Consider the following 23,265-nt stretch of genomic DNA (forward strand, 5'->3'; position numbering starts at 1 on the left):
GTCCCGGCGTGAACAGTGACCTGAGGGGCGATGTGGTCGTCGTCGGCGGAGGCGTCGTCGGGCTGACCACGGCGGTGCTGCTGGCCGAGCGCGGCCTGCGGGTACGGGTGTGGACACGGGAGCCCGTCGAGCGGACCACCTCGGCGGTTGCGGGCGCGCTGTGGTGGCCGTACCGGATCGAGCCGGAGGCCTCGGCGCGCGCGTGGGCGCTGCGCTCGCTCGACGTGTACGGGGAGTTGGCCGGGCGGCCCGAGGTGACCGGCGTACGCATGGTCGAAGGAGTAATGGGCGGGACGGATCCGGACGCGGTGGGCAGCTGGACGGCGGGCCGCCTGCCGGGGATGCGGGCGGCCACCGCGGCGGAGTTCGCCGGTCCGGCGGGGCTGTGGGCCCGGCTGCCGCTGATCGACATGTCGGTCCATCTGCCCTGGCTGCGCGGGCGCCTCGAGGCGGCGGGCGGAACGGTGCAGGAGCGCGCGGTGTCGGCGCTCGCGCAGGCCGACGCGCCGGTCGTGGTCAACTGCACGGGGCTGGGGGCGCGCGAGCTGGTGCCGGACCCGGCGGTGCGGCCGGTGCGCGGGCAGTTGGTGGTGGTGGAGAACCCCGGAATCCGCACCTGGCTCGTCACCGAGGACCCGGCGGGTGAGATGGCGTACGTCTTCCCGCACCCGCGGCGGGTGGTACTGGGTGGCACGGCGGAGGAGGACGCGTGGTCGCCGCGGCCGGATCCGGCGGTGGCCGAGGCGATCGTACGGCGGTGCGCGGCGCTGCGGCCGGAGCTCGCCGGGGCGCGGATCCTGGAGCACCGCGTCGGGCTCCGCCCGGTGCGCGACACGGTGCGGCTGGAGCGGGATTCGCTGCCGGACGGCCGGGTGCTGGTGCACAACTACGGCCACGGGGGCGGCGGCGTGACCGTGGCGTGGGGGTGCGCGCGGGAGGCGGCCGGGCTGGTGGCCGCGGCCGCCTCCGGGTGAGTCAGCCGCCCGCGCCGGGGCCGGGTACGCGCCGGGCGGTGCGCGGTTCGCCCACTCCGTCGAGCGGCCCGGCGGCGGGCGCGGGCGGCGTGGCGCCCGAGGTCGCGCGGGCGAACGCCGCGGTGCCGCCGACCAGCGGTACGCGCGCCGAGGTGCGGGACAGGTCGAGCGTCAGCGTGGGTGTGTCGGCCGGCGGGTCGATCAGGTCGCGGTCGGTGCCCCCGACGATCAGCGCGAGTCGGTGTCCGGCCGGGACGACGTGGTCGGTCGCCGCCAGGTCCAGGGTGATCGTGTAGGACCTGCCCGGGGTGAGCGGGGCCCCCTCGGCGTCGGAGGCGTGGTTGCCGAGGTCGGCCCAGCCGCGGCTGACGACGGTGTGGCCGACGTGGGCGGTCTTCGCCCGGGTCTCGCGGTAGCAGGCGCTGTCGCCGGGCGTGCTCGCGCCCCAGCAGGTGCGGTCGGGGAGCGTGACGATCCCCTCGGCGGCGTCGGTGTGGTCGCGGACGGTGTCCGGGCCGAGGTCGACGAGGACGGCGGACAGGTGTGCCGTCGGGGTGGTCGGCCGGACGGTGACGGTGACCTCGGACGAGCCGGACAGGCGCAGCTCGCGGGTGAGCGGCCCGGTCGTGAAGCCGGCCTTGTCGGGTGTGGTGCGGTCGACGGCGGCGGCCCAGTCGGTCTCGCCGCGCCGCGGATCGTCCGTGAAGGTCTCGGTGCCGCTGCCGGTGCGCAGGCCGAGGGTGCCGACGCCCGGCCGGGTTCCCTTGCCGGGTCTCAGGCGGACGGTGCCGGTGCCGCGCGGCGGCCACACCGAGGAGGTGACCCACCGGTCCGGCGAGCGTTCGATGTCGGCCACGGGTTCGCGGTCGACGCCGTTGTCGTAGCCGAGGAGTTCGTGGTCGAACCAGCGGTGCAGGGTCTCCACCCAGGTGGCGCGGCGGAGGTCGAAGGGGTCGACGTGGCCGGCCCGGGACAGCCAGATCTTGCGTTCGACGCCGTTCCGGGCGAGGGCGTCCCACCACGGGCCGACGTGTTGCATCCGCACGTTGAGGTCCTGCATGCCGTGGATCAGGAAGACGCTCGCCTCGATCCTGCCGGCGGCCCTGACGGAGTCGCGCTCGGTCCACAGCCGGGTCCGGTCGCCGGTGCGCGGCGCGCCGGCGACGAGCTCGCGCTGGACCGCGGCGCACCGGGCGCGGGCGTCGGGGCTGTCGACGTGGTGCGACAGCCAGTCGGGGCCCGAGTCGTACAGCGGGGCGCCCTTGCTGAAGTAGTAGTCGTACCAGGAGGAGATCGCGCTGATCGGCACGATGGTCTCCAGGCCCTCGACGCCGGTGGCGGCGACAGCGTTGGCGATGGTGCCGTCCCAGCTCTTGCCGATCATTCCGGTTCTGCCGTCGGTCCAGTCGGCGCCGGCGCGGGTGGTGCCGGTACGGGTGGTGTACGCGGTGGCGCGGCCGTTGAGCCAGTCGACGACGGCCTTGGCGGACTGGACGTCAAAGCGGCCGCCGACGTCGACGCAGCCGTCGGAGCGGCTCGTACCGGCGAGGTCGACACCGACGAACGCGTAGCCGCGCGGCACGAAGTAGTTGTCGTAGAACAGCGGCATACGGACCACGTCGCCCTGGGCGTCGTAGGTCTTGCGCTGGCTCTCGTTGCCCCGGCCGCAGCAGGAGTAGTACGGGCCGGCCTCCATGATGACGGGCACCTTGCGGCCCTGCCGCGTGGGCTCACGCGGGCGGACGATGTCGACGGCGACCCGGTCGGTCCTGCCGTCGCCGTCGCCATCGAGCCGGGTGTCCACCCAGACCGCCTCTCGGACGGCGTCCTCGTACGAGTGGACGGGCAGGCTCTCGCGCGGGCCGGTCTGTGCCGCGGCGGGGGTGACGAGGGCGGCCAGCACGGCGGCGGCCGCCGCCGTCGCGAGCGGTCTCCAGCTCGTGAAGCGCGTGCGTGTCGGCATGCGCGGGACGGTACCCGCGTCAACTCCTGCGCCGAAGCGGGCGACCGCCCACCGGAGTGTCGGCCGACGGCCGGGAGCGACGGCTGATGCGGCCGAGCCGGTGACGGCCGGATGGCGATCGTGTGACAGCGGACGGTGCGGACAGGTCTGGGGACACAGCCACTCAATAGGCTCCGAACGGACTTTCCGCCCCTAGGACTTGGAGCTCTCGTGCACCGCAGAATCACCGCACCGGGCGCGCTGGCGGCCGTCACCCTGCTGCTGGCGATCCCGGCATCGGCCTCGAGCCGCTCCCCCGGCGCTCCGGGCATCGGCGACCCCTACTACCCGGCGTACGGCAACGGCGGCTACGACGTCTCCCACTACGACCTCAGACTGAAGTACCAGCCCGCCACGGACAGGTTGGACGGCACGGCGACCCTGCTGGCGCGCACCACCCAGGACCTGGTCCGCTTCAATCTGGACTTCCTGCTCGACGTCAGCGAGGTCCGGGTCGACGGCGCGAAGGCGGCGTTCAGGACCTCCGGTGAACACGAACTGGAGATCACCCCGGACAAGCCGCTGGCCAAGGGCACACCCGTGACGGTCGTCGTGCGCTACGGCGGAGTCCCGTCGAAGAAGCAGGCGTACGGGTTCACCAGCTGGCTGCGCACCCCGGACGGCGGTGTCGCGGCCGGTGAGCCGGAGGCCGCCTGGTGGTGGTTCCCCAGCAACGACCACCCGCTCGACAAGGCCACGTACGACGTGTCGGTGCAGGTCCCGGACGGCAGTCAGGCCATCTCCAACGGCACCTTGCAGTCGGCGTCCTCCCGGGCCGGCTGGACCCGCTACAGCTGGCGGTCCGACAAACCGCAGGCCACCTATCTGGCCACGCTCGCGGTCGGCAGGTTCGACATCACGACCGGCACCACGAAGGGCGGCATCCCGGTCCTCAGCGCGTACAGCAAGGATCTGGGCAATGTCTACGGCGCGGCGCGGTCCAGCGTCGAGCGGACCGGGGAGATCGCCGACTGGCTGACCGGCTACTTCGGGCCGTATCCGTACAACGCCCTCGGCGGGTACGTGCCGAACACCGGCACGGGGTACGCCCTGGAGACCCAGACGCGGCCCTACTACAGCCCGCGGCAGTTCGCCGCCGGGTCGAACACGTCGGTCGTCGTGCACGAGCTGGCCCACCAGTGGTACGGCGACCTGGTGTCGGTGGCCCGCTGGAAGGACATCTGGATCAACGAGGGCTTCGCGCGCTACGCGCAGTGGCTGTGGTCCGAGCACGAGGGCGAGGGCACGGCGCAGCAGCTCGCGGACCACGTGTACGCCTCCCGGCCGGCCGACGATCCCTTCTGGAAGGTCGCACCCGGCGACCCGGGGCCGGAGAACCAGTTCCACCTGGCCGTGTACGACCGGGGCGCCCTGGCGCTCCAGGCACTGCGGAACAGGATCGGCGACGCCGACTTCTTCGCCGTGCTGAAGGGCTGGCCGGCGAAGTACGCGCACGGCAACGCGTCGGTGGCGGACTTCCGGCGGTACGCCGAGCAGGTCTCCGGCAAGCCGCTCGGCGGGCTGTTCGACACCTGGCTGTACCGGCCGTCGAAGCCGGCGGCGGACGCGGCGCGGGACGCGTCGATCCCGGTCCGGGCGGCGGGGGCGAAGGGGACGCCGGTGCAGCCGAAGTCGTGGAAGAAGATCGCCGCGACCAACGGTGTCCACGAGCGGGGGCACAAGCGGTCAGGCGGGCGCGTTGCGGGAGGCGGGCACGTGGAGTAGGTGGTGTGCCGGGTGGTCCGGGGGCGCCGGGCCGCCCGGCGGCAGGCGTGGGCGGGCGGGCACGAGGAGCAGGCGGTGCGCCGGGGGTCCGGGCGCCCCTGGCCACCCGGCCGTGCGCGTGGGCGCATCACGCGTGACTCCGCCGGGGGCCGGGGACGCCCGGGAACTAGTAGACTGTCGCGACTAAGTGTCGTTGTGGCGTACGGAGTTGGGGTCGGGCAGGCTTCGCTTGATGCTTCCGTTCGGCCGGGCAGGGGTGCCGTGTCCTCGCAGAAGAAGTATCCGGTTGTCTTGAGTGCCGAAGACCGTCGGGCGTTGGAGCGTGTGACGACGACGGGGGTCCGCAGCGCGTCGATGATCAGGCGGGCGCGGGTGCTGCTCGCGTTGGACACCTCGGCCGGTGAGGTCGCTCCGCGGGCGGTGATCGCGGAGCGGGTCGGGGTCTCGTGCGATTCGGTCCGCCTGATCTCGAAGCGGTACGCGGAGACCGGGGGCGATGTGTGGGCCACGGTCGGCCGGAAGGAACGCGCACTGCCGCCGGTGCCCTCCTCGGTGACCGGCGAGGTCGAGGCAAGGCTGATTGCGCTGGCCTGCTCGAAGCCGCCCGAAGGACACGCCCGCTGGTCGCTGCGCCTGCTGGAGAAGCACGTCGCGCTGGCTGAGGACATCCCGGATCTGGACCACTCCACGATCGGGCGGGTCTTAAAAAAACGGAACTACGCCCTCACGTGAAGAAGTGCTGGACCATCCCGCCGGCCGCGAACGCGGCCTTCGCCGCGGCGATGGAGGACGTCCTGGCGGTCTACCGCCGACCCTTCGACCCGGCGCGCCCCGTGGTGTGCATGGACGAGAAGCCGTACCAGCTGCTCGGCCACGTCCGCGATCCGCTTCCCGCGAGGCCGGGCCGTGACCGGCGCGAGGACAACGAGTACGTCCGCTCGGGGACCTGCTCGATCTTCTGCTGGGTCGAGCCGCTGCGCGGATGGCGGCGCGTGGACGCGCAGTCCCGCCGGACCAGGGTCGACTGGGCGCACCAGGTCGAACACCTGCTGACCGTGGACTATCCCGACGCCGCCACGGTCGTGCTGGTGATGGACAACCTCAACACCCACACCACCGCCTCGCTCTACGAGGCGTTCGACCCGGCAAAGGCCTTCGCGCTGGCCCAGCGCCTGGAGATCCACCACACCCCCAAACACGGGTCCTGGCTCAACATCGCCGAGATCGAGCTTTCCGCGCTCACCCGCCAGTGCCTGGACCGCCGCATCAACGACCTCACCGTGCTCAACACCGAACTCGCCGCCTGGCAGCAGCACACCAACAGCAACCAGCGCCAAGTCGACTGGCACTTCACCACCGACGACGCACGCGTGAAACTACGCCACCTCTACCCAACCACACAGCGAAATTAAGCCGCGACAGTCCACTAGTGCCGTGGCAGGCAACGTTCGCCCGTCGAGGAGCGGCGTCCGGTGCGTGCTCTCGGCGTGCCGGCCGGAAGTCCTCGTACTGGACGTACTCGGACTTTCGGCCGGTGCGGCGAGGGGGGCACCTCCCACGCCTTTCAGGCAGTGGGGGAGCGTGCCGGGCGTCGCGACGGGGCGAACGTTGCCTGCCACGGCACTAGGCCGGTCGCGCCGCGGTCGGTGCTGACTCCTCCTCGGCGGCCCGGGCGAGCAGGTCCGCGCGGCCGATGGCCTCGGCCCGGGTCGACGGGACCGTGCAGGCGTGGGCTCCGGCCACCGCGCCGTACAGGGCGCACCGCGCGGGCGGTTCACCGCTGAGCCGGCCGAAGAGGAACGCGGCGGCGAAGGCGTCGCCCGCGCCGTTGGAGTCGACGACCGGGGCTCGGGGCACCACCGCCGGTATCCGGGTCAGTTCGCCGTCGGCGAGCAGGAACGCGCCTTCGGCACCGGCGGTGGCGACGACCACCTCGGCGCGGCCCCGCTCGACGATGCCGCGCATGGTCCGCTCGGGGTCCTTCAGGGCGGCGGCCGAGAGGAAGACGACGTCGGCGGTGTGCGCGAACGGCTCGTGGTACGGATTCTCGCCGTCCCAGTCGTGCAGATCCGTGGACAGGGGCACACCCGTCTCGCGCAGCACCGGCAACGCGTGGGCGCACGGCTGGGTGAGGGAGACGTGGACATGGCGGCTGCCCGCGGCCAGCGCCCGGACCACCGGCTCGGGCAGCCGGTCGTCGGTGTGCGAGCGGCTGGTGTCGTACAGGGAGAGCCGCCGGCCGTCGGGGGCGACGAGGTTCACCGCGCGCTTGGTGCCGGCCGGCTGCGGTACGGCGGTGAGCGGGATGTCCCGGTCGCGGTGGAGCGCGCGCACCAGTTCGCCCTCGGGGTCGTCGCCGATCATGTCGAGGTGGTGGGTGCGCAGGCCCAGGGCGCTCAGGCCGAGGGCGACGAAGTCACCGGTCTGCCCGGCCCGGGTGCGGATCCCGGAGTCGATCATGTAGCTGTCGGCGTACGGGAGGGGCAGCTCCGGTACGTACACGATCGTGTCGACGCCCGCGCCGCCCAGCACGAGCACGTCGGTGTCCCTGGTCAATTCCGGCCGCCCTCCCCGTGGTCGTAGACCGTGACGGCGACACCCCGGCGGGTCAGCCGCTCGGTGACGAGCGGTTCGACGAGGGGCCATCTGCCGCCGGCCAGGCCGCAGCCTATCCGGGGCATGTGGACCGAGGCGCCGAGTTCCACCGCCCGGTCGGCGAGGCGGCCCAGGGCGGTGTCGATCGCCTCGTACCGGACGGGGACGCCTTTGCTCCCGGTGCGGATACCGCGCTGGCCGATCATGTTGGCCACCCACACGTACCGCTCGACCTGGACGAACTGGACCGCGCCCAGTGCGAAGTCGTTCGACGCGCGGTCGCGGTGCCAGGCGCGGTAGGCCGCCTCCGGCTCCGGCCAGCGACGCGACACGGCCACGACGAAGCCCTTCCCCCAGCCCCCCATGTCGTTGCAGACATGGGCGATCAGCTTGACGCCCTTGACCGACGGCACGGTGGCATCACCCCGGACATATGCGATCTCCGACATGACGCCACCGTAGGCCCCGGCACTGACAGTGGCCCCGGACCGGCCTTCTCGCGGTCCGGCCGCCGCTCGGTCCGGTCCACCGGCTGAGCCGCGCCGGTTCCTGATCCGCGGCACGCCCGACCTTGCGGCGCACGGCATGATCGGCCGAGGTCCGCCGCAAGATCGCCGAAGGATGCTCACGAGGTTTCACAGCACTGGTGGGACAGCGATACTGCTGCGCATGACGACCGACACCGAGGAGCCGACCCTCACGATCGACAAACTGGCCGCCCGGGCCGGCATCACGGTGCGCACCGTCCGCTTCTACGGCACCAAGGGCCTGCTGCCGCCGCCCGCGATCGGTCCGCGCCGGGTGGGGCACTACGGGCGCGATCACCTGGCTCGGCTCGCACTGATCGAGGAACTGCAGCACCAGGGCATGACGCTCGCCGCCATCGAGCGCTACCTCCGGCAGCTGCCGCCCGACCTCACCCCGCAGGACCTCGCGATGCATCGGGCCGTGGTGGCGTCCTGGGCGCCGGACACGGTGGAGACGCTCACGCGGACACGGCTGGAGCGGCGCGCGGGGCGGGCACTGAGCGACGAGGACCTGCGGAGGCTCGCGGCGATGGGTGTGGTGGCACCGGCCGACGACGACTACCGGGTCGACTGCGGACTGCTCCGGCTCGGCGTGCAGTTGCTCGACGTGCCGCTGTCCCAGGAGTCGATCCTCGCGGCACGCACCGCGCTCGTCGAGCACGCGCGTGCCGCCGCGCACGAGCTGTCGCAGCTTCTGCGCGGCGAGGTGGCGGAGCGGGACGCCGGCGCGGTGCGGTCCCTGTCGGCGCACATGGAGCCCATCGTGGTGCAGGCGCTGCTGACGGCCTTTCAGCGGTCGTTGCGGGAGGAGCTGCGGGAGTGGGTCGGCGGGCCGCCGGCCGACGCCTCGGCCGAGGCTGGCGGGGGCGGACAGCGAGAGCAAGCCGGCGAACCGGGGTAGACGGGCCGGAGCGGAGCACAGGCCGGAGCACCGCCGAGGCGGGCCGGAGCACCGCCGGACGCGGGCCGGACGCGTCGCCGAGGCGGGCCGGGACACCGCCTGAGACTGAAGCGCCGCCGAAAGCCGGAACACCACCGGACGTCGGAGCACCGCCGGCGGGAAGCCGGAACACCACCGGACGCGATCCGGGGCGCGTCGCGCCCGGCCCGACGTGCGCCGCGTGAGGTGCCCGAAGCACGCGAACCGCCGCGCGCCCGCCCCCGGCGCCCCGGGCGGCGGCGAGGGGCGGTTCGTCGGCTGCGAACCGCCCCTGACAGCTCAGCGCGCGTCCGTGAAGGTCTCCCCCTTCTCCGCCATGTCCACCAGCATGGCCGGCGGGGTGAAGCGCTCCCCGTAGCGCTCGGCCAGCTCACGCGCGCGTGCGACGAAGGCGGGCACACCGGCGCCGTCGCGGTAGCCGTTGACGTACTGGAGGACGCCACCGGTCCAGCCCGGGAAGCCGATGCCGAAGACGGAGCCGATGTTGGCGTCGGCGACGGAGGTCAGCACCCCCTCCTCCAGGAGCCGGACGGTGTCCAGCGCCTCGGAGAACAGCATGCGCTCCTGCATGTCCTCGAACGGGATCCGGGCGTCCTCGCGCGTGAAGTGCTCGCGCAGCCCCGGCCACAGGCCCGTGCGGCTGCCGTCCGGCCCGTACTCGTAGAAGCCGGCACCGCCGCTGCGGCCGGTGCGTCCGAACTCGTCCACCATGCGGTCGATGACGGACTCCGCCGGATGCGCCTGCCAGGTGCCGCCGGCCTCCTCGACGGCCCGCCTGCTCTCGTTGCGGATCTTGCGCGGGAGCGTCAGCGTCAGCTCGTCCATGAGCGACAGCACCTTCGCCGGGTAGCCGGCCTGCGCCGCCGCCTGCTCCACGGACGCGGGTTCGATCCCCTCGCCGACCATGGCGACGCCCTCGTTGATGAAGTGGCCGATCACCCGGGAGGTGAAGAAGCCACGCGAGTCGTTGACGACGATCGGCGTCTTGTTGATCTGCCGGACCAGGTCGAAGGCGCGGGCCAGGGCCTCGTCGCCGGTGCGCTCGCCCTTGATGATCTCGACGAGCGGCATCTTGTCGACCGGCGAGAAGAAGTGCAGTCCGATGAAGTCCGTCTGGCGCTGCACTCCCTCGGCGAGCGCGGAGATCGGCAGCGTCGAGGTGTTGGAGCACAGCAGCGCGTCCGGGGCGACGACCTGCTCGATCTCCTGGAACACCTTGTGCTTGAGCGCGGTGTCCTCGAAGACCGCCTCGATGACCGCGTCGCAGCCCTCGAGGTCCTGGATCTCGGCCGTGGGCGTGATCCGTGCCAGCAGCGCGTCCGCCTTCTCCTGTGTCGTACGGCCCTTGGCGACGGACTTGGCGCACAGCTTCTCGGAGTACGCCTTGCCCTTGAGGGCCGCCTCCAGGGAGACGTCCTTGAGGACGACGTCGATGCCCGCGCGGGCGCAGGCGTAGGCGATGCCCGCGCCCATCATCCCGGCGCCGAGAACGGCCGCCTTGCGCACCTGGCGGGGCTCGACGCCCTTGGGGCGGTTGGCGCCGGAATTGACGGCCTGGAGGTCGAAGAAGAAGGCCTGGATCATGTTCTTCGCCGTCTGGCCGGCGGCCAGCTCCACGAAGTAGCGGGCCTCGATGACCTGGGCGGTCTCGAAGTCGACCTGGGAGCCCTCGACGGCGGCCGCGAGGATGGCGCGCGGCGCCGGATAGGGGGCGTTGTTCGTCTGCTTGCGCAGGCCGGCCGGGAAGGCGGGCAGGTTGGCGGCGAACTTGGGGTTGGCGGGGGTGCCGCCGGGGATGCGGTGGCCGGGCCTGTCCCAGGGCTGCTGCGACTCGGGGTTGGCGTCGATGAAGGCGCGTGCCTTGGCGAGCAGTTCCTCCCGGGTGTCCGCCACGTCGTCGATCAGGCCGTTCTCCAGGGCGCGGCGCGGGCTGTACTGGGTGCCCTGGAGGAGGACCTTGAGCAGGGCGTCGGCGATGCCCAGCAGCCGCACCGTGCGGACCACGCCGCCGCCTCCGGGCAGCAGGCCGAGGGTGACCTCGGGGCAGCCGATCTTCGAGCCGGGCGCGTCGAGGGCGACGCGGTGATGGCAGGCGAGGGCGATCTCGTAGCCGCCGCCGAGGGCCGCGCCGTTCAGCGCGGCGACGACCGGCTTGCCGAGCGTTTCGATACGGCGCAGGTGGCGCTTGATCGCGAGGCCGCCGTCGAACAGCTGCTGGGCCGTCTCGGGGGTCACCCGGATGAGGTCGCGCAGGTCGCCGCCGGCGAAGAAGGTCTTCTTCGCCGAGGTGAGGATGATGCCGCGGATCGAGTCCTGCTCGGCCTCCAGCCGGTCGGTGATCGCGGCGAGCGAGTCACGGAACGCCTGGTTCATGGTGTTGGCGGACTGGGCGGGGTCGTCGAGGACGAGGGTGACGACACCGGTGTCGTCCTGTTCCCAGCGGATGGTGGTGCTCTCGGTCATGACGGGTCTCCGTAGAAGTCTCTGGGTGCCGCTGGGGTCAGATGCGTTCGACGATCGTGGCGATGCCCATGCCGCCGCCCACGCAGAGCGTGGCGAGGCCGTAGCGCTTGTCCTGGCGCTCCAGTTCGTCGACGAGCGTGCCGAGGATCATCGCGCCGGTGGCGCCGAGCGGGTGGCCGAGTGCGATGGCGCCGCCGTTGACGTTGACCTTGTCCAGCGGCACGCCCATCTCGCGGACGAAGCGCAGGACGACCGCGGCGAACGCCTCGTTGATCTCGACGAGGTCGATGTCGTCGATGGTCAGACCGGCCTTGGCGAGGGCCTTGCGGCTGGCGGGCGCGGGACCGGTGAGCATGATGGTGGGCTCGGAGCCGGAGACCGCGGCGGAGACGATCCGCGCGCGCGGGGTCAGGCCGTACCGCTCGCCGACCTCCTTCGAGCCGATCGCGACCAGGGCGGCGCCGTCCACGATGCCGGAGGAGTTGCCCGCGTGGTGGACGTGGTCGATCTTCTCGACCCAGTGGTACTTCTGCAGCGCCACGGCGTCGAAGCCGCCGAGGTCGCCGATGTCCGCGAACGACGGCTTCAGCTTGGCGAGCGACTCGACGGTGGTGCCGGGGCGCGGGTGCTCGTCGTGGTCGAGGACGACCAGGCCGCCGCGGTCCTTGACGGGGACGACGGACCGCTGGAACCGGCCGTCCTTCCACGCCGTCGCGGCACGCTCCTGCGAGAGCGCCGCGTACTCGTCGACGTCGTGGCGGGACAGGCCCTCGATCGTGGCGATCAGGTCGGCGCTGATGCCCTGCGGTACGAAGTCGACGGCGAGGTTGGTCATGGGGTCGTTGAACCAGGCACCGCCGTCCGAGGCCATCGGCACCCGGGACATCGACTCGACCCCGCCCGCGAGGACGAGGTCCTCCCAGCCCGAACGCACCTTGGCCGCGGCGGTGTTGACGGCTTCCAGACCGGAGGCGCAGAAGCGGTTCTCCTGTACGCCGGCCACGGTGTCCGGCAGGCCCGCGGCGACGGCCGCGATGCGGGCGATGTCGGAGCCCTGGTCGCCGACCGGGCCGACGACGCCGAGCACGATGTCGTCGATGGCGGCCGGGTCGAGGCCGGGGAACCGGTCGCGGAGTTCGTGGATGAGCCCGACGACCAGGTCGATGGGCTTGGTGCCGTGCAGGGCGCCGTTCGCCTTGCCGCGTCCGCGCGGGGTGCGGATCGCGTCGTACACGTACGCTTCGGTGGTCACTGGGGGGCCTTTCGATGAGGGTTCTTCGAGGTGGCGGGGTCGGTGCGCCGGACGCCGGGTCAGGTGCCGGTCTGTGTCAGGCCTGGTACGTCCCAGTCGCGGGCGACGTCGGCGGTGCCGGCGCCCGGCTGCGCGGGTCCGCTGCGGACGGCGGTCGGGGTGGCGGAGAAGCGGGGGGCGGGGGCGGGCTGGGTGATGCCGCCGTGGTCGGTGAAGGTGCCGCGGGCGGCGAGGTGGGGATGGTGCGGTGCCTCGCGCAGCGACAGCACGGGAGCCACGCAGGCGTCGGAGCCTTCGAAGACGGCCGTCCACTCCTGCCTGGTGCGGGTCTTGAAGCGGGCGGCGACGGTCTCGCGCAGTTCGGCCCAGCGGGTGACGTCCTTGCGGGCCGGGGCCTGGTCCGCGATGCCGAGCAACCCGACGAACTCGTCGTAGAACTGCTGCTCCAGCGCGCCGACCGCCATGTACCGGCCGTCGGCGGTCTCGTAGGTGCCGTAGAAGGGGCAGCCGCCGTCGAGGAGGTTGGCGGAGCGGCGGTCCTGCCAGCCGCCGGCGGCGAGCATGCCGTGGATCATCGCGGCGAGGTGGGAGGCGCCGTCCACGATGGCGGCGTCGACGACCTGCCCGCTTCCGGTGGCGCGCGCGTGGTGCAGGGCGGCGAGGACGCCGACGACCAGGTAGAGGGAGCCGCCCGCGTAGTCGCCGACCAGGTTGGCGGGGACGGCCGGGGCCTCGTCGTCCCGGCCGATCATGCCGAGGGTGCCGGTGAGCGCGATGTAGGCGATGTCGTGCCCGGCGCGGTCGGCCAGCGGACCGTCCTGTCCCCAGCCGGTCATGCGGCCGTAGACGAGCGCGGGGTTGCGGGCGTGGCAGGCCCGCGGGCCGACGCCCAGGCGCTCCGCGACACCCGGCCGGTAGCCCTCGATCAGGATGTCGGCGCGCTCGGCCAGGTCCAGGACCCGGGACGGGCCGTCCGGCGACTTGAGGTCGACGACCACCGAGCGCTTGTTGCGGTTGGTGATGTCGAAGGCGGGGTTCACCGCGAGTCCGGAGCCACCCGGGCGGTCGACGCGTACGACGTCGGCGCCGAGGTCGGCCAGGAGCATGGCGGCGAAGGGGCCCGGTCCGATTCCTGCCAGCTCGACCACGCGTACGCCGGTGAGCGGGCCCTGCGGTGGCGTCTCTGCCGTGGTCATCCAGCCCCCTGTGCTGTGACACTACTGATGTAACACCGGTGATGGTAGGAACGCGTTTCAGTGGACACAAGGCTTTCACGAGCAAGCGCTTAGCCACTTTAGGATGCGGCGCGCGCGAGGGCACCCGGAGTACGCCCGGTGAGGGTCAGCGGACGTCCAGCTCCGCGGTCAGCCGCTTCGGGGCTATGGCGCGGTAGCTCTCCTCCACCCAGTCGCGGAGCAGCTCCACGGCCGGGGCGCCCTTCCGCTCCAGCGGGACGCTCACCCAGCCGGACCTGCCCAGGCCGTAGCCGGCGGGCTCGGCGCCCGGGGCGGTGAGGGCGTGGGCGCGCGTGGTGTCGTCCTTGAGCTTGACCGTGATCCGCAGCGGGTGGCTCCCGTCGTCCACGCCGAGGAAGACGAAGACCTTCTTGTTGACCTTGGCGACGCTCTCGCCCCAGGGGAACTCCTCCTGCGCGCCCGGCAGTCCGAGCGCGAACTCGCGTACTTTCTCCCACTTCCGCAGGGCGTTGCCGGGCACGGGCACCGTCCACCTCCGGGCTCGTCGTCGTGCTCCGTCCACCTCACGCTAGCCTCAGCCACCGACAGCGGCGCGGCTGCGGAAGCGAGAGGTGTCATGAGCAGGCTGAAAAGGACGGACCGTCCCTACGACATCGTGCTCTTCGGGGCCACCGGCTTCGTCGGGGAACTCACGGCGGAGTACCTCGCCGCCCACGCGCCCGAGGACCTGCGCTGGGCGATCGCCGGCCGCGGTGAACTGAAACTGGCCCGGCTGCGGGAGCGGTTGCGGGGCCTGGCGCCGGGCGGCGCGGAGATCGGGGTGCTGCGCGCCGACGTCGCCGATCCGGCGTCGCTGCGCCGCCTCGCCGAGCAGGCGCGCGTGGTGGCGTCCACGGTGGGCCCCTACGTGACGTACGGCGAGGAGCTGGTCGCGGCCTGCGCGGACACCGGCGCGGACTGTCTCGACCTGTCGGGTGAGCCGGAGTTCATCGACCGGATGTACGTACGGCACGACGCACGCGCGCGGGAGACCGGCGCCCGGCTGGTGCACGCCTGCGGTTTCGACTCGGTGCCGCACGACCTCGGGGTGTACTTCACGGTGCGGCAGCTGCCCGAGGGCGTACCGCTGACGGTCGACGCGTACGTGACCGTCGACGCCACCCTCTCGGGTGGCACGTTCGCCTCCGCGCTGAACCAGATGTCGCGGGGGCGCCGGCTGGCGGCCGCGGCCCGGGACCGCCGCCGGCACGAGCCGCGCCTGGTGGGACGGCGGGCGGTGGCGCCGACCGGGGCGCCGCGGTTCGCCCCGGAGGTCGGCGCCTGGGCACTGCCGCTGCCGACGGTCGACCCGCAGATCGTGCGCGGTTCGGCGAGGGCGCTGGACCGGTACGGCCCCGACTTCCGCTACCGGCAGTACGCGGCCGTACGGCACCTGCCCGTCGCGTTCGGCGCGGTGGCGGCCGTCGGCACGCTGGCGGTGGCCGCCCAACTGCCGTCCGCGCGGCGCTGGTTGTCCGGCCGGCTCCAGCCCGGGGAGGGTCCGAGCGCCGAGAAGCGGGCGCGGAGCTGGTTCTCCGTGCGGTTCGTCGGCGAGGGCGGCGGCCGGCGGGTCTTCACCGAGGTCGCCGGCGGCGACCCCGGGTACGGGGAGACGGCGAAGATGTTCGCCGAGGGAGCCCTGTCCCTGGCCTTCGACGACCTCCCGCCGACGGCCGGTCAGGTCACCACGGCCGCGGCGATGGGCGACGCGCTGACCGAGCGGCTGCGCGCGGCGGGCATGACGTTCCGGGTGGCGGCGGTCCGGTGAACCGGTGCGGCCGGGGGCCTCTGCACAGGGGCCCTCTTCGGCCGGCGGAACCCGCCTAGAAGGTCCACTCGGCCAGCGTGTAGATCATCCCGCCGATCCAGGCGAGACCGGCCGCCACGGCCAGGACCAGTCCGAGCGTCACGGCCCGCTCGACGGGCCGGCTGGGGTGGGCGAGGGGCTCGGGAGCGCGGTGCGTCGTCATGCGGATCAGCCTGCCGATCATGCCGCGCACCGGACATCCGTCGTCGTACTCAGCCGGGACCGCGCGGCGTTCGCCACGTACTCAGGTCGTACTCAGATGCCGCCCGGACGCGGCCGAGGCCGAGGAAGCGGCGACGGGGCGGCGCACAGGCCGCCCAGCCGTGTGACCGTACCGACGCGACCACCTGTCTGTGACGCGACGAGGCCGGGCCCCGACGCCGAGTCCCGGCCGTGCCCCGGTCAGCGGCCGACGGAGTCGCGCAGGGCCCGCCGGCACAGGGAGTCCGCGAGCCGGGTCGTCTCCGGCAGCCGGTAACGCGGCGTCAGCCGCAGTACATGGGCGCAGGCCGTGTCGAGGTCCACGCGGTGGCCGACCGACACGAACACCGGTTTGACCCCGTCCCGGGTGCGCAGGGCGCGCCCGACCTCCTCGGGCCCGTCCAGCAGCGGTGCGGCCGACCCGCGGGCGGGGGCCGGATCGTCATGGGTGAAGGCGAACGGGTTCTTGGCGACGCCGATCGTCGGCAGGCCGGTGAGGACGCCGAGATGGCTGGCGAGGCCGAAGCGGCGCGGGTGGGCCAGGCCGTAGCCGTCGCAGACGACGAGTCCCGGCGGACGGGACAGGGCGTCGAGGGCGGCCAGCACGGTCGGGATCTCGCGGAAGGCGAGCAGGCCGGGCACGTACGGGAAGGAGATCCGCCCGACGGCCGTCGCCTCGGCGACCACCGCGAGCGTGGCCGCGTCCAGCACGACGGCCGCTGCCGCCACCACGTCCCGCTCGTCGTCGTAGGCGACGTCGACGCCGGTCACGTGCCCCGTCCCGGGCGGTGGACCGGGCTCGTCCAGCACCACCCGCTCGCGCAGCCGGTCCTGGACCGCCCTGGCCTGTTCCTCGGTCGCGGGCCAGCCCGCGGGAATGCTCACGGTCGTCATGGTGGTGCCGAGCGTACGGGGCAGCGGCCGGCTCCCCGGTGGCCGGGCCGGTCACTTGCCGAGCGCGCGCCGCAGCTCCTGCTTGTTCATGTCCGAACGGCCGTGGATGTTGCGCCGCTTGGCCTCCTCGTACAGCTGGTCGTAGGTGGGTCCCTGGGCCCCGTGCCCCGAGCGCAGGCCGCCCCGCCGGCCGGACGACATGTCCTGCGTGGACGTCCGGCCGGCGGTCTTGGACTCCCCGGCCCGGGCGCGTTCCTTGTTCACCGTGCGCGCGGCGATCTCCTCGGCGCGCTCGGTGCTCTCACCCCGGTCGCGGGCGCTCTGCTTGATGTGCTCGTACTGGCGCTCCCGCTTGGGACTCGAACCGCGTGGCATGGCCGCTCACTTCCCCTGGTGTCCTGTCGGGTTCCCGGAGGCGGGTACCCACATCGGGAGCGAATACGGCATTCCCGGCGCGGTCAGTGCTCCAGCCGGGCGATGCGCCCCTGCTCTCCCGCGGCCCAGCAGCCCAGGTCGGGCGTGCAGTCGACGGTGTCGTACGACCCCGAGTCGACCGTCCGCCAGGTGCGGCCGCCGTCCGTGGTCAGATCGGTGCCCGTCGGGCCGACCGCGAGGGCGGCCGTGCGGCTGTGCGGGAGCCAGGTGACGCCGGAGCGGTAGGCGGGCGGCGCGGTGGCGGCGGAGCGCCAGGTACGGCCGCCGTCGGGGGTGTGCGCCGCGGCACGCGGTGACGTCTGGTCGGGTCGGTAGTCACCGCCCACCGCGAGACCGTGCGCACGGTCCCGGAAGGCCAGCGCGAACACACCGCGGGCCGGATCGCCCGCCGGGATCGGCGCCTCGGCGGCCCGCCAGGTCAACCCGCGGTCGGCCGAGTGCAGCACACGCGCGTGCGCACCGCCCCCGGTGGCCATCCAGACGTCCCGCGGACCGGCGGAGACCAGACATTGTCCGCTCGCCGCGAATCCCGCCTCACCCGCGAGAGCGGGCGGCATCCCCGTGTCGGGCAGCACCTTCCAGGACCGGCCGCCGTCACGGGTGGACAGGATCCGGAACCTGCCGTCGACGGGGTCGCTCATGGCCAGGCCGTGACGGCCGTCGAAAAAGGTCATGCAGTCGTAGAAGGCCCGCGCGTCGGTGTTGCGGAACGCTTCCGTCCAGGTCGCTCCGCCGTCCTCGGTGCGGTACACCCGGGACGCCTCGCCCTCGCCGATGGCCAGGACCACGGCCCGCCTCGCGTCGAACGCCTCGATGTCCCGGAACTGGAGCTCGGCCGTGCCCGGCGGCGAGACGTTCCGCCAGCTCGCCCCGCCGTCCACGGTGCGCAGGACGGTGCCCCCGGTTCCGGACACCCAGGCGACCTTGCGGCTGACGGCCGCCAGACCCCGGAAACGGACGTCGGGGGTGCCGCTGTCCCTGAGTTCCCAGTGCGGCACCCGGCGTTCCGGCGTGTGCGCCCCCGCCGGCACGGCCGTCGCCGCGGTCAGCGCCGCCGCGCAGAGCAGGCCCGTGATCACCGCCCGGCCCGTGCGCCTCGCCCGTGTCTCCCGTACCGTCCGCCGCGTGCTCCCCAAGCGCCTCATGGCGGGCGAAGCTAGCCCAGCGCTCCGACGCCGTCCAGAGGGCCCGGGACCGCCGAAGCCCGGATGCGGCGGACTGGCCGGATCACGTCCATCACGCGCGACGGTGACGGACGTCACGCCGAGCGTGTGCACGGATCGGCCGGTTCCGTCGTCTCTTCCAGTGCCCGGCGTCATTCCCGGAAGTCCGTCCGGCCGTCACAAGGGAGCAAGGCGTTGTCCACCGTCATCGAGCAGCCCGTCGAGGCCCGCCTCGTCGCCGCCGCGCCGCGGATGCCGAACATCCCCGCGACGCTCCGCTACGACCTGAACGACCCGTTCGCCGTCCGGATGACGTTCCCGGCACCGGCCACGCTGGGGGGCGAGGAGGTCTGCTGGACCTTCTCCCGCGAACTGCTGGCGACCGGCCTGCACAGCCCCCGCGGCGACGGCGACGTGCGCGTGCGGCCCTACGGCTACGACCGCACGGTGCTGGAGTTCCACGCCCCCGAGGGCACCGCCGTGGTGCACGTCCGCTCGGGTGAGCTGCGCCGGTTCCTGGAGGCGACCCGCGCCCTGGTGCCCGACGGTCTGGAGCACACGCACCTGGACCTCGACCACGATCTGGCGGAGCTGATGCGCGACGCCTGCTGACCCGGACATGACGTCGCCTGCCGGATCCGACGTGACGGCGGGGCAGGCACGAGTGCGCTTCCAAATTCCTTTGACAGTGCACACAGCCCTTCGTACGGTGTACAGCGGTCCTGTTGCCGCCGATTGGAGAAGGACGTTGCTCGTCTGAGGTCCTGAGACACCGCGTCACACCTGTCAGGTGTGTGCGCAGCGTGCGACCTCGGCGTTCCAGCCGTCCTTGCGGAACAGGGCTTCCTCCGTCCTTCTCACGCCCTGAGCTCCCCCGGCCCGCTCGGTGGTCGCCGCCCCCGGTGTCTCGATACGCGTTGCCCTGATCGCATCAAGCAACCGCGAGGCCCGTATGAATGCTTCCGTCACCTGTACGTCGCTCTCCTTCGCCTGGCCCGACGGCACCCCCGTCTTCGACGGCCTGGACGTCTCCTTCGGCCCCGGCCGGACCGGACTCGTCGGCGTCAACGGATCCGGGAAGTCGACCCTGCTCAAACTGATCGCCCGGGAACTGGCACCGCACGACGGCACCGTCCGCGTCGCGGGCGAACTCGGCCACCTTCCGCAGACCGTCACGCTCGACACCTCGCTGCGCGTCGACGAGGTGCTCGGCATCGCCGCCCGGCGGGCGGCCCTGCACGCCATCGAGGCCGGCGACGTGGCCGAGGAGCACTTCGAGACGGTCGGCGACGACTGGGACGTCGAGGAGCGCGCCCTCGCCACCCTCGGGGAACTCGGCCTCGGCCACGTCGAGTTGGGGCGCACGATCGGCGAGATCTCCGGCGGCGAGTCCGTTCTGCTCCGGTTGGCGGCACTGCTGCTGCGCCGGCCGGACGTCCTCCTGCTCGACGAGCCCACGAACAACCTCGACCTGTACGCGCGCAAACGGCTCCACGCGGCCGTCGCGGCCTGGCCGGGCGTCCTGATCGTGGTCAGCCACGACCGTGAGCTCCTCGACCTGGTCGACCAGATCGCCGATCTGCGCGGCGGGGAGATCACCTGGTACGGGGGCAACTTCTCGGCCTACGAGGAGGCCCTCGCAGCCGAGCAGGAGGCGGCCGAACGCATGGTGCGGTCCGCCGAGGCCGACTTCCGCAAGCAGAAGCGCGAACTGGTCGACGCCCAGGTCAAGTTGGCCCGCCGCAAGCGGTACGGGCAGAAGATGTGGGACCAGAAGCGCGAACCGAAGATCGTGATGGGGGCGCGCAAGCGCGCGGCGCAGGAGTCCGCGGGCAAGCACCGCATCATGCACGAGGAGAAGCTCGCCGAAGCCAGGGAGCGCCTCGACGAGGCGGTGGAGGCCGTGCGGGACGACGACGAGATCCGCGTCGACCTCCCGTACACGGCGGTGCCGCCGGGCCGGTCCGTGCTCACCCTGCGGGACCTCGAACTCGCCCACGGCGCGTGTGCCGCGGGCGGTCTCGATCTGCACGGTCCGGAGCGGATCGCGCTGATCGGGCGCAACGGCGCGGGCAAGACGACGCTGCTGCGGACGATCGCCGGGGAGCTGGAACCGGTGTCGGGCGAGGCGACGGCACACGTGCCGCTGCGGTTCCTGCCGCAGCGCCTCGACGTCCTCGACGGCGAACTCACCGTCGCCGAGAACGTGGCCCGGTTCGCGCCGGGCGCCACCGACAACCGGATCCGGGCGCGGCTGGCCCGCTTCCTGTTCCGGGGCGCCCGCGCCGACCAGAGGGCGCAGACACTGTCCGGCGGCGAACGCTTCCGCGCGTCGCTGGCGGCGCTGATGCTGTCCGAGCCGGCCCCGCAGCTGCTCATGCTGGACGAGCCGACGAACAACCTGGACATGGCGAGCGTGCGGCAGCTCACCACCGCACTGGAGTCGTACGAGGGCGCGCTGGTCGTGGCCAGTCACGATCTGCCGTTCCTGGAGTCGATCGGCATCACGCGCTGGCTGCTGATGGACCAGGGACTCACCGAAATCACGCCAGATGCTGTCGGGTTTCCCACCTGGCGTCGGCGGCATGCCTGACAGCACACACGCGTACATCACGATCACCGGGACCAGGGATGACAAGGTCACCGTCACCGGCTCGGGCGGCGCCTGGACGACGGAGTACGAGGGGCCGGCCGACCGTTTCGAGCGGCTGTACCTGAAGCGCGACCTGTCCGCCCTGAGCGGCAGGACCCGCGATCTGGTCCGGGAGTGTCCGCCGACCACGTCGTCGACATGGGACCGGGCGCGGCGGGCGGCCGGGTGATCTTCGAGGGGACACCGGCGCGGCTCCTGGAGTCGACCGTGTCGGTCACCGGGGAGCATCTGCGGCGCGCGGTGGGGTAGACGCTCCCGGCAGAAGGTGTACGCCGGTCCGGCCCCGGGCCGGCGTACACCCGGTCCCTCCCCGGCGGGGGGACTGTCGTCACCCGGAACGGGCCTGCATGATGGGCGCCGGCATCCCGGCCGGTTCCGCCCGCGCACGTCCGCACGTTCACCCGATACGGAGACCTCCCCGTGCCCAGCAAGAAGGCTCTCGTCCGCCGCCCCGGCCCGCGCCTGGCCGAAGGGCTGGTCACCCATGTCGAGCGCACCGAGGTGGACCTCGCGCGCGCGACGGAGCAGTGGGAGGCGTACGTGGAGGCCCTGCGCACGCACGGCTGGGAGACGATCGAGGTGGACCCGGCCGACGACTGCCCCGACGCCGTGTTCGTCGAGGACGCGGTGGTGATGTACAAGAACGTCGCCCTGATCGCGCGTCCCGGCGCCGAATCGCGCCGGGCCGAGACGGCGGGTGTCGAGGAGGTCGTGGCGAGCCTGGGCTGTTCGGTGAACTGGGTCTGGGAGCCGGGCACTCTGGAGGGCGGCGACGTACTGAAGATCGGCGACACGATCTACGTCGGCCGCGGGGGACGCACCAACGCCGCCGGGCTCCAACAGCTGCGCGCCGCCTTCGAACCGCTCGGCGCCCGGGTCGTCGCCGTGCCGGTGAGCAAGGTGCTGCACCTGAAGTCGGCGGTGACGGCGCTGCCCGACGGCACGGTCGTCGGGCACATCCCGCTGATGGACACGCCGTCGCTGTTCGGGCGCTTCCTGCACGTGCCGGAGGAGTCCGGCTCGCACGTGGTGCTGCTCGGCGGCGACAAACTCCTCATGGCGGCCGGCGCCCCGAAGACGGCCGAGCTGTTCAAGGAGCTCGGGTACACCCCGGTCGTCGTGGACATCAGCGAGTTCGAGAGACTTGAGGGCTGTGTGACCTGCCTGTCGGTACGGCTGCGCGATCTGTACGCCTGATCGGACGACACCACGTCGGACGACGCACCGGAATCCACCCGATTCCGGAGGATCGGAATGCCTCGCGGACCTGGGGACGGCGCCTGAACAGCGATCTTTACAGCGCACTTAACCTACGGCTTCGTAACCTACGGATTCGTAGCCTACGATTCCGTAGGTTGCGGCATCCGCTCGCCGATTCCATCGGTTTGTCCCACGTCCCCCTGGAGTACCCGTGTCGATCACCTCTCCTCACCTCGGCAGCTCTTCCGCCTGGACTGACGCCCGGCTGCTGTACGCACTGGAGGAAGTGGTCGAAAAGGAACTCAACCGGCATCTGAAGGTCGCCAAGGACTGGATGCCCCACGAGTACGTTCCGTGGAGCGACGGCCGCAACTTCCCCGGCCTGTTCGAGGACGGCGATGCCTGGGACAAGGAGCAGTCCAAGGTCACCGAGATCGGCCGTATCGCCCTCGTGGTCAACCTGCTGACCGAGGACAACCTGCCCAGCTACCACCACGAGATCGCCACCCTGTTCGGCCGGGACGGAGCCTGGGGTACCTGGGTGCACCGCTGGACGGCGGAGGAGGGCCGGCACGGCATCGTGATGCGGGACTACCTGCTCACCTCGCGCGCGGTGGACCCGGACAAGCTGGAGGAGTTCCGCATGGCGCACATGGCGGAGGGCTTCGAGTCGGACAACCGGCACTCGATGCTGCACTCGGTGGCGTACGTCGCCTTCCAGGAACTCGCCACGCGCATCTCGCACCGCAACACCGGCCACCAGTCCGGTGACCCCGTCTGCGACCGCATGCTGGCCCGCATCGCGACCGACGAGAACCTGCACATGGTCTTCTACCGCAACCTCCTGAAGGCGGCGTTCGAGCTCGCGCCCGACCTGACCATGCAGGCCGTGCGGGACGTAGTGGTGAACTTCCGTATGCCCGGCCACGGCATGCCGGGCTTCGAGCGGGCCGCCGCGCAGATGGCCATCGGCGAGGTCTACAACCTCCGCATCCACCACGACGACGTGCTCCAGCCCGTCCTGCGCCACCTCAAGGTCATGGACATCGCCGACCTCGGCCCCGAGGGCATGAAGGCCCAGGAGGAACTCGGCCTGTACATGCACGGGCTGGACACGGAGGCCGCGAAGTTCGACGAGAAGCTGGCGGCCCGCAAGGCCCGTATGGCGGCGCGCGCCGCCGCCTCGGTCTGACGGGTGC

At 72.5% G+C, this 23,265-nt stretch carries 23 protein-coding genes; 11 read left to right on the top strand and 12 right to left on the bottom strand.

Annotated features, from left to right (window positions below; translation table 11 throughout):
- Positions 1 to 8 precede the first annotated feature (8 nt).
- Positions 9 to 974, top strand: a complete 966-nt coding sequence (locus DN051_RS08615; protein WP_112438425.1) for an FAD-dependent oxidoreductase — start codon at positions 9 to 11, stop codon at positions 972 to 974.
- A 1-nt stretch (position 975) separates the two neighbouring features.
- Here DN051_RS08615 and DN051_RS08620 read toward each other — a convergent pair whose 3' ends face one another.
- Entirely contained in the window at positions 976 to 2,937 is a 1,962-nt protein-coding gene (locus DN051_RS08620) for a Xaa-Pro dipeptidyl-peptidase (protein WP_112438426.1), read from the bottom strand.
- 210 nt (positions 2,938 to 3,147) lie between these two features.
- Here DN051_RS08620 and DN051_RS08625 point away from each other — a divergent pair, with 210 nt between their 5' ends.
- The 3 genes from DN051_RS08625 to DN051_RS45765 all read left to right on the top strand — a co-directional run bounded on the left by DN051_RS08625 (position 3,148) and on the right by DN051_RS45765 (position 6,113).
- Positions 3,148 to 4,701: a M1 family metallopeptidase gene (locus tag DN051_RS08625; protein WP_162624894.1), complete on the top strand. Its 1,554-nt coding sequence runs from the start codon at positions 3,148 to 3,150 to the stop codon at positions 4,699 to 4,701.
- Positions 4,702 to 5,025: 324 nt separating this feature from the next.
- A complete protein-coding gene (locus DN051_RS45760) occupies positions 5,026 to 5,433 on the top strand; it encodes a helix-turn-helix domain-containing protein (RefSeq protein WP_246040978.1) in 408 nt (135 codons plus the stop codon).
- A complete protein-coding gene (locus tag DN051_RS45765) occupies positions 5,430 to 6,113 on the top strand; it encodes an IS630 family transposase (protein WP_199314655.1) in 684 nt (227 codons plus the stop codon). Before DN051_RS45760 ends, DN051_RS45765 begins: the two co-directional genes overlap by 4 nt.
- A gap of 211 nt (positions 6,114 to 6,324) precedes the next feature.
- On the opposite strand, the gene DN051_RS08635 is transcribed toward DN051_RS45765, so the two are convergent.
- The gene (locus DN051_RS08635; protein ID WP_053759016.1) at positions 6,325 to 7,257 is read right to left on the bottom strand and encodes a PfkB family carbohydrate kinase; all 933 of its coding nucleotides are present in this window, start codon (positions 7,255 to 7,257) and stop codon (positions 6,325 to 6,327) included.
- Positions 7,254 to 7,745 carry a macro domain-containing protein gene (locus tag DN051_RS08640; RefSeq protein ID WP_112438427.1) on the bottom strand — a complete coding sequence of 164 codons (492 nt, stop codon included), beginning with the start codon at positions 7,743 to 7,745 and terminating at the stop codon, positions 7,254 to 7,256. The genes DN051_RS08635 and DN051_RS08640 overlap by 4 nt, the downstream gene beginning before the upstream one ends.
- Positions 7,746 to 7,965: 220 nt before the next feature.
- On the opposite strand from DN051_RS08640, the gene DN051_RS08645 reads away from it, so the two are divergent.
- Positions 7,966 to 8,724, top strand: a complete 759-nt coding sequence (locus tag DN051_RS08645) for a MerR family transcriptional regulator (RefSeq protein WP_162624895.1) — start codon at positions 7,966 to 7,968, stop codon at positions 8,722 to 8,724.
- 318 nt (positions 8,725 to 9,042) lie between these two features.
- Here DN051_RS08645 and DN051_RS08650 read toward each other — a convergent pair whose 3' ends face one another.
- From DN051_RS08650 to DN051_RS08665, 4 genes are all read right to left on the bottom strand, one after another.
- Entirely contained in the window at positions 9,043 to 11,226 is a 2,184-nt protein-coding gene (locus tag DN051_RS08650) for a 3-hydroxyacyl-CoA dehydrogenase NAD-binding domain-containing protein (protein ID WP_112438429.1), read from the bottom strand.
- Positions 11,227 to 11,263: 37 nt separating this feature from the next.
- A complete protein-coding gene (locus DN051_RS08655; RefSeq protein WP_112438430.1) occupies positions 11,264 to 12,478 on the bottom strand; it encodes an acetyl-CoA C-acetyltransferase in 1,215 nt (404 codons plus the stop codon).
- 59 nt (positions 12,479 to 12,537) lie between these two features.
- Entirely contained in the window at positions 12,538 to 13,674 is a 1,137-nt protein-coding gene (locus DN051_RS08660; protein ID WP_112438431.1) for a CaiB/BaiF CoA transferase family protein, read from the bottom strand.
- A 145-nt stretch (positions 13,675 to 13,819) separates the two neighbouring features.
- On the bottom strand, positions 13,820 to 14,200 hold the full coding sequence (locus tag DN051_RS08665) for an MmcQ/YjbR family DNA-binding protein (RefSeq protein ID WP_053759022.1): 381 nt from the start codon (positions 14,198 to 14,200) through the stop codon (positions 13,820 to 13,822).
- A 90-nt stretch (positions 14,201 to 14,290) separates the two neighbouring features.
- Here DN051_RS08665 and DN051_RS08670 point away from each other — a divergent pair, with 90 nt between their 5' ends.
- Positions 14,291 to 15,481, top strand: coding sequence for a saccharopine dehydrogenase family protein (locus DN051_RS08670; RefSeq protein WP_112438432.1), 1,191 nt, complete (start codon positions 14,291 to 14,293; stop codon positions 15,479 to 15,481).
- Positions 15,482 to 15,536: 55 nt separating this feature from the next.
- On the opposite strand, the gene mmpA is transcribed toward DN051_RS08670, so the two are convergent.
- The 4 genes from mmpA to DN051_RS08685 form a co-directional block, all read right to left on the bottom strand.
- The gene (gene mmpA / locus DN051_RS44985; protein ID WP_162624711.1) at positions 15,537 to 15,683 is read right to left on the bottom strand and encodes a morphogenic membrane protein MmpA; all 147 of its coding nucleotides are present in this window, start codon (positions 15,681 to 15,683) and stop codon (positions 15,537 to 15,539) included.
- Positions 15,684 to 15,922: 239 nt separating this feature from the next.
- Complete coding sequence (locus DN051_RS08675; RefSeq protein WP_053759024.1) at positions 15,923 to 16,615, bottom strand: endonuclease V; 693 nt, start codon at positions 16,613 to 16,615, stop codon at positions 15,923 to 15,925.
- A 51-nt stretch (positions 16,616 to 16,666) separates the two neighbouring features.
- Positions 16,667 to 16,990: a hypothetical protein gene (locus DN051_RS08680; protein ID WP_053759025.1), complete on the bottom strand. Its 324-nt coding sequence runs from the start codon at positions 16,988 to 16,990 to the stop codon at positions 16,667 to 16,669.
- 83 nt (positions 16,991 to 17,073) lie between these two features.
- Positions 17,074 to 18,195, bottom strand: a complete 1,122-nt coding sequence (locus tag DN051_RS08685; RefSeq protein ID WP_246040980.1) for a WD40/YVTN/BNR-like repeat-containing protein — start codon at positions 18,193 to 18,195, stop codon at positions 17,074 to 17,076.
- Between the two features lie 213 nt (positions 18,196 to 18,408).
- Between DN051_RS08685 and ssgD the strand changes: the two genes are divergently transcribed.
- The gene (ssgD, locus tag DN051_RS08690) at positions 18,409 to 18,825 is read left to right on the top strand and encodes a spore wall synthesis regulator SsgD (protein ID WP_053759027.1); all 417 of its coding nucleotides are present in this window, start codon (positions 18,409 to 18,411) and stop codon (positions 18,823 to 18,825) included.
- A gap of 174 nt (positions 18,826 to 18,999) precedes the next feature.
- Here ssgD and DN051_RS44990 read toward each other — a convergent pair whose 3' ends face one another.
- Positions 19,000 to 19,182 carry a hypothetical protein gene (locus DN051_RS44990; protein WP_159054054.1) on the bottom strand — a complete coding sequence of 61 codons (183 nt, stop codon included), beginning with the start codon at positions 19,180 to 19,182 and terminating at the stop codon, positions 19,000 to 19,002.
- Here DN051_RS44990 and DN051_RS08695 point away from each other — a divergent pair.
- From DN051_RS08695 to DN051_RS08710, 4 genes are all read left to right on the top strand, one after another.
- Positions 19,166 to 20,806 (top strand): ABC-F family ATP-binding cassette domain-containing protein, encoded by a 1,641-nt coding sequence (locus tag DN051_RS08695; RefSeq protein WP_112438434.1) that lies wholly within the window; start codon positions 19,166 to 19,168, stop codon positions 20,804 to 20,806. The genes DN051_RS44990 and DN051_RS08695 overlap by 17 nt on opposite strands.
- A complete protein-coding gene (locus DN051_RS08700) occupies positions 20,799 to 21,035 on the top strand; it encodes a hypothetical protein (protein WP_112438435.1) in 237 nt (78 codons plus the stop codon). Before DN051_RS08695 ends, DN051_RS08700 begins: the two co-directional genes overlap by 8 nt.
- Positions 21,036 to 21,286: 251 nt before the next feature.
- Positions 21,287 to 22,063, top strand: coding sequence for a dimethylargininase (gene ddaH / locus DN051_RS08705; protein ID WP_053759030.1), 777 nt, complete (start codon positions 21,287 to 21,289; stop codon positions 22,061 to 22,063).
- A gap of 214 nt (positions 22,064 to 22,277) precedes the next feature.
- Complete coding sequence (locus DN051_RS08710; protein WP_112438436.1) at positions 22,278 to 23,258, top strand: acyl-ACP desaturase; 981 nt, start codon at positions 22,278 to 22,280, stop codon at positions 23,256 to 23,258.
- Positions 23,259 to 23,265 lie beyond the last annotated feature (7 nt).

This window comes from Streptomyces cadmiisoli (genome assembly GCF_003261055.1).
Taxonomy (GTDB): domain Bacteria; phylum Actinomycetota; class Actinomycetes; order Streptomycetales; family Streptomycetaceae; genus Streptomyces; species Streptomyces cadmiisoli.

Bases quoted from the DNA above. Each gene is read 5' to 3' on its own strand.
- DN051_RS08620 (WP_112438426.1), bottom strand. From the start codon at position 2,937: ATGCCGACACGCACGCGCTTCACGAGCTGGAGACCGCTCGCGACGGCG.
- DN051_RS08640 (WP_112438427.1), bottom strand. From the start codon at position 7,745: ATGTCGGAGATCGCATATGTCCGGGGTGATGCCACCGTGCCGTCGGTC.
- DN051_RS08645 (WP_162624895.1), top strand. From the start codon at position 7,966: ATGACGACCGACACCGAGGAGCCGACCCTCACGATCGACAAACTGGCC.
- DN051_RS08650 (WP_112438429.1), bottom strand. From the start codon at position 11,226: ATGACCGAGAGCACCACCATCCGCTGGGAACAGGACGACACCGGTGTC.
- DN051_RS08660 (WP_112438431.1), bottom strand. From the start codon at position 13,674: ATGACCACGGCAGAGACGCCACCGCAGGGCCCGCTCACCGGCGTACGC.
- DN051_RS08670 (WP_112438432.1), top strand. From the start codon at position 14,291: ATGAGCAGGCTGAAAAGGACGGACCGTCCCTACGACATCGTGCTCTTC.
- mmpA (WP_162624711.1), bottom strand. From the start codon at position 15,683: ATGACGACGCACCGCGCTCCCGAGCCCCTCGCCCACCCCAGCCGGCCC.
- DN051_RS08675 (WP_053759024.1), bottom strand. From the start codon at position 16,615: ATGACGACCGTGAGCATTCCCGCGGGCTGGCCCGCGACCGAGGAACAG.
- DN051_RS08680 (WP_053759025.1), bottom strand. From the start codon at position 16,990: ATGCCACGCGGTTCGAGTCCCAAGCGGGAGCGCCAGTACGAGCACATC.
- DN051_RS08685 (WP_246040980.1), bottom strand. From the start codon at position 18,195: ATGAGGCGCTTGGGGAGCACGCGGCGGACGGTACGGGAGACACGGGCG.
- DN051_RS08695 (WP_112438434.1), top strand. From the start codon at position 19,166: ATGAATGCTTCCGTCACCTGTACGTCGCTCTCCTTCGCCTGGCCCGAC.
- DN051_RS08700 (WP_112438435.1), top strand. From the start codon at position 20,799: ATGCCTGACAGCACACACGCGTACATCACGATCACCGGGACCAGGGAT.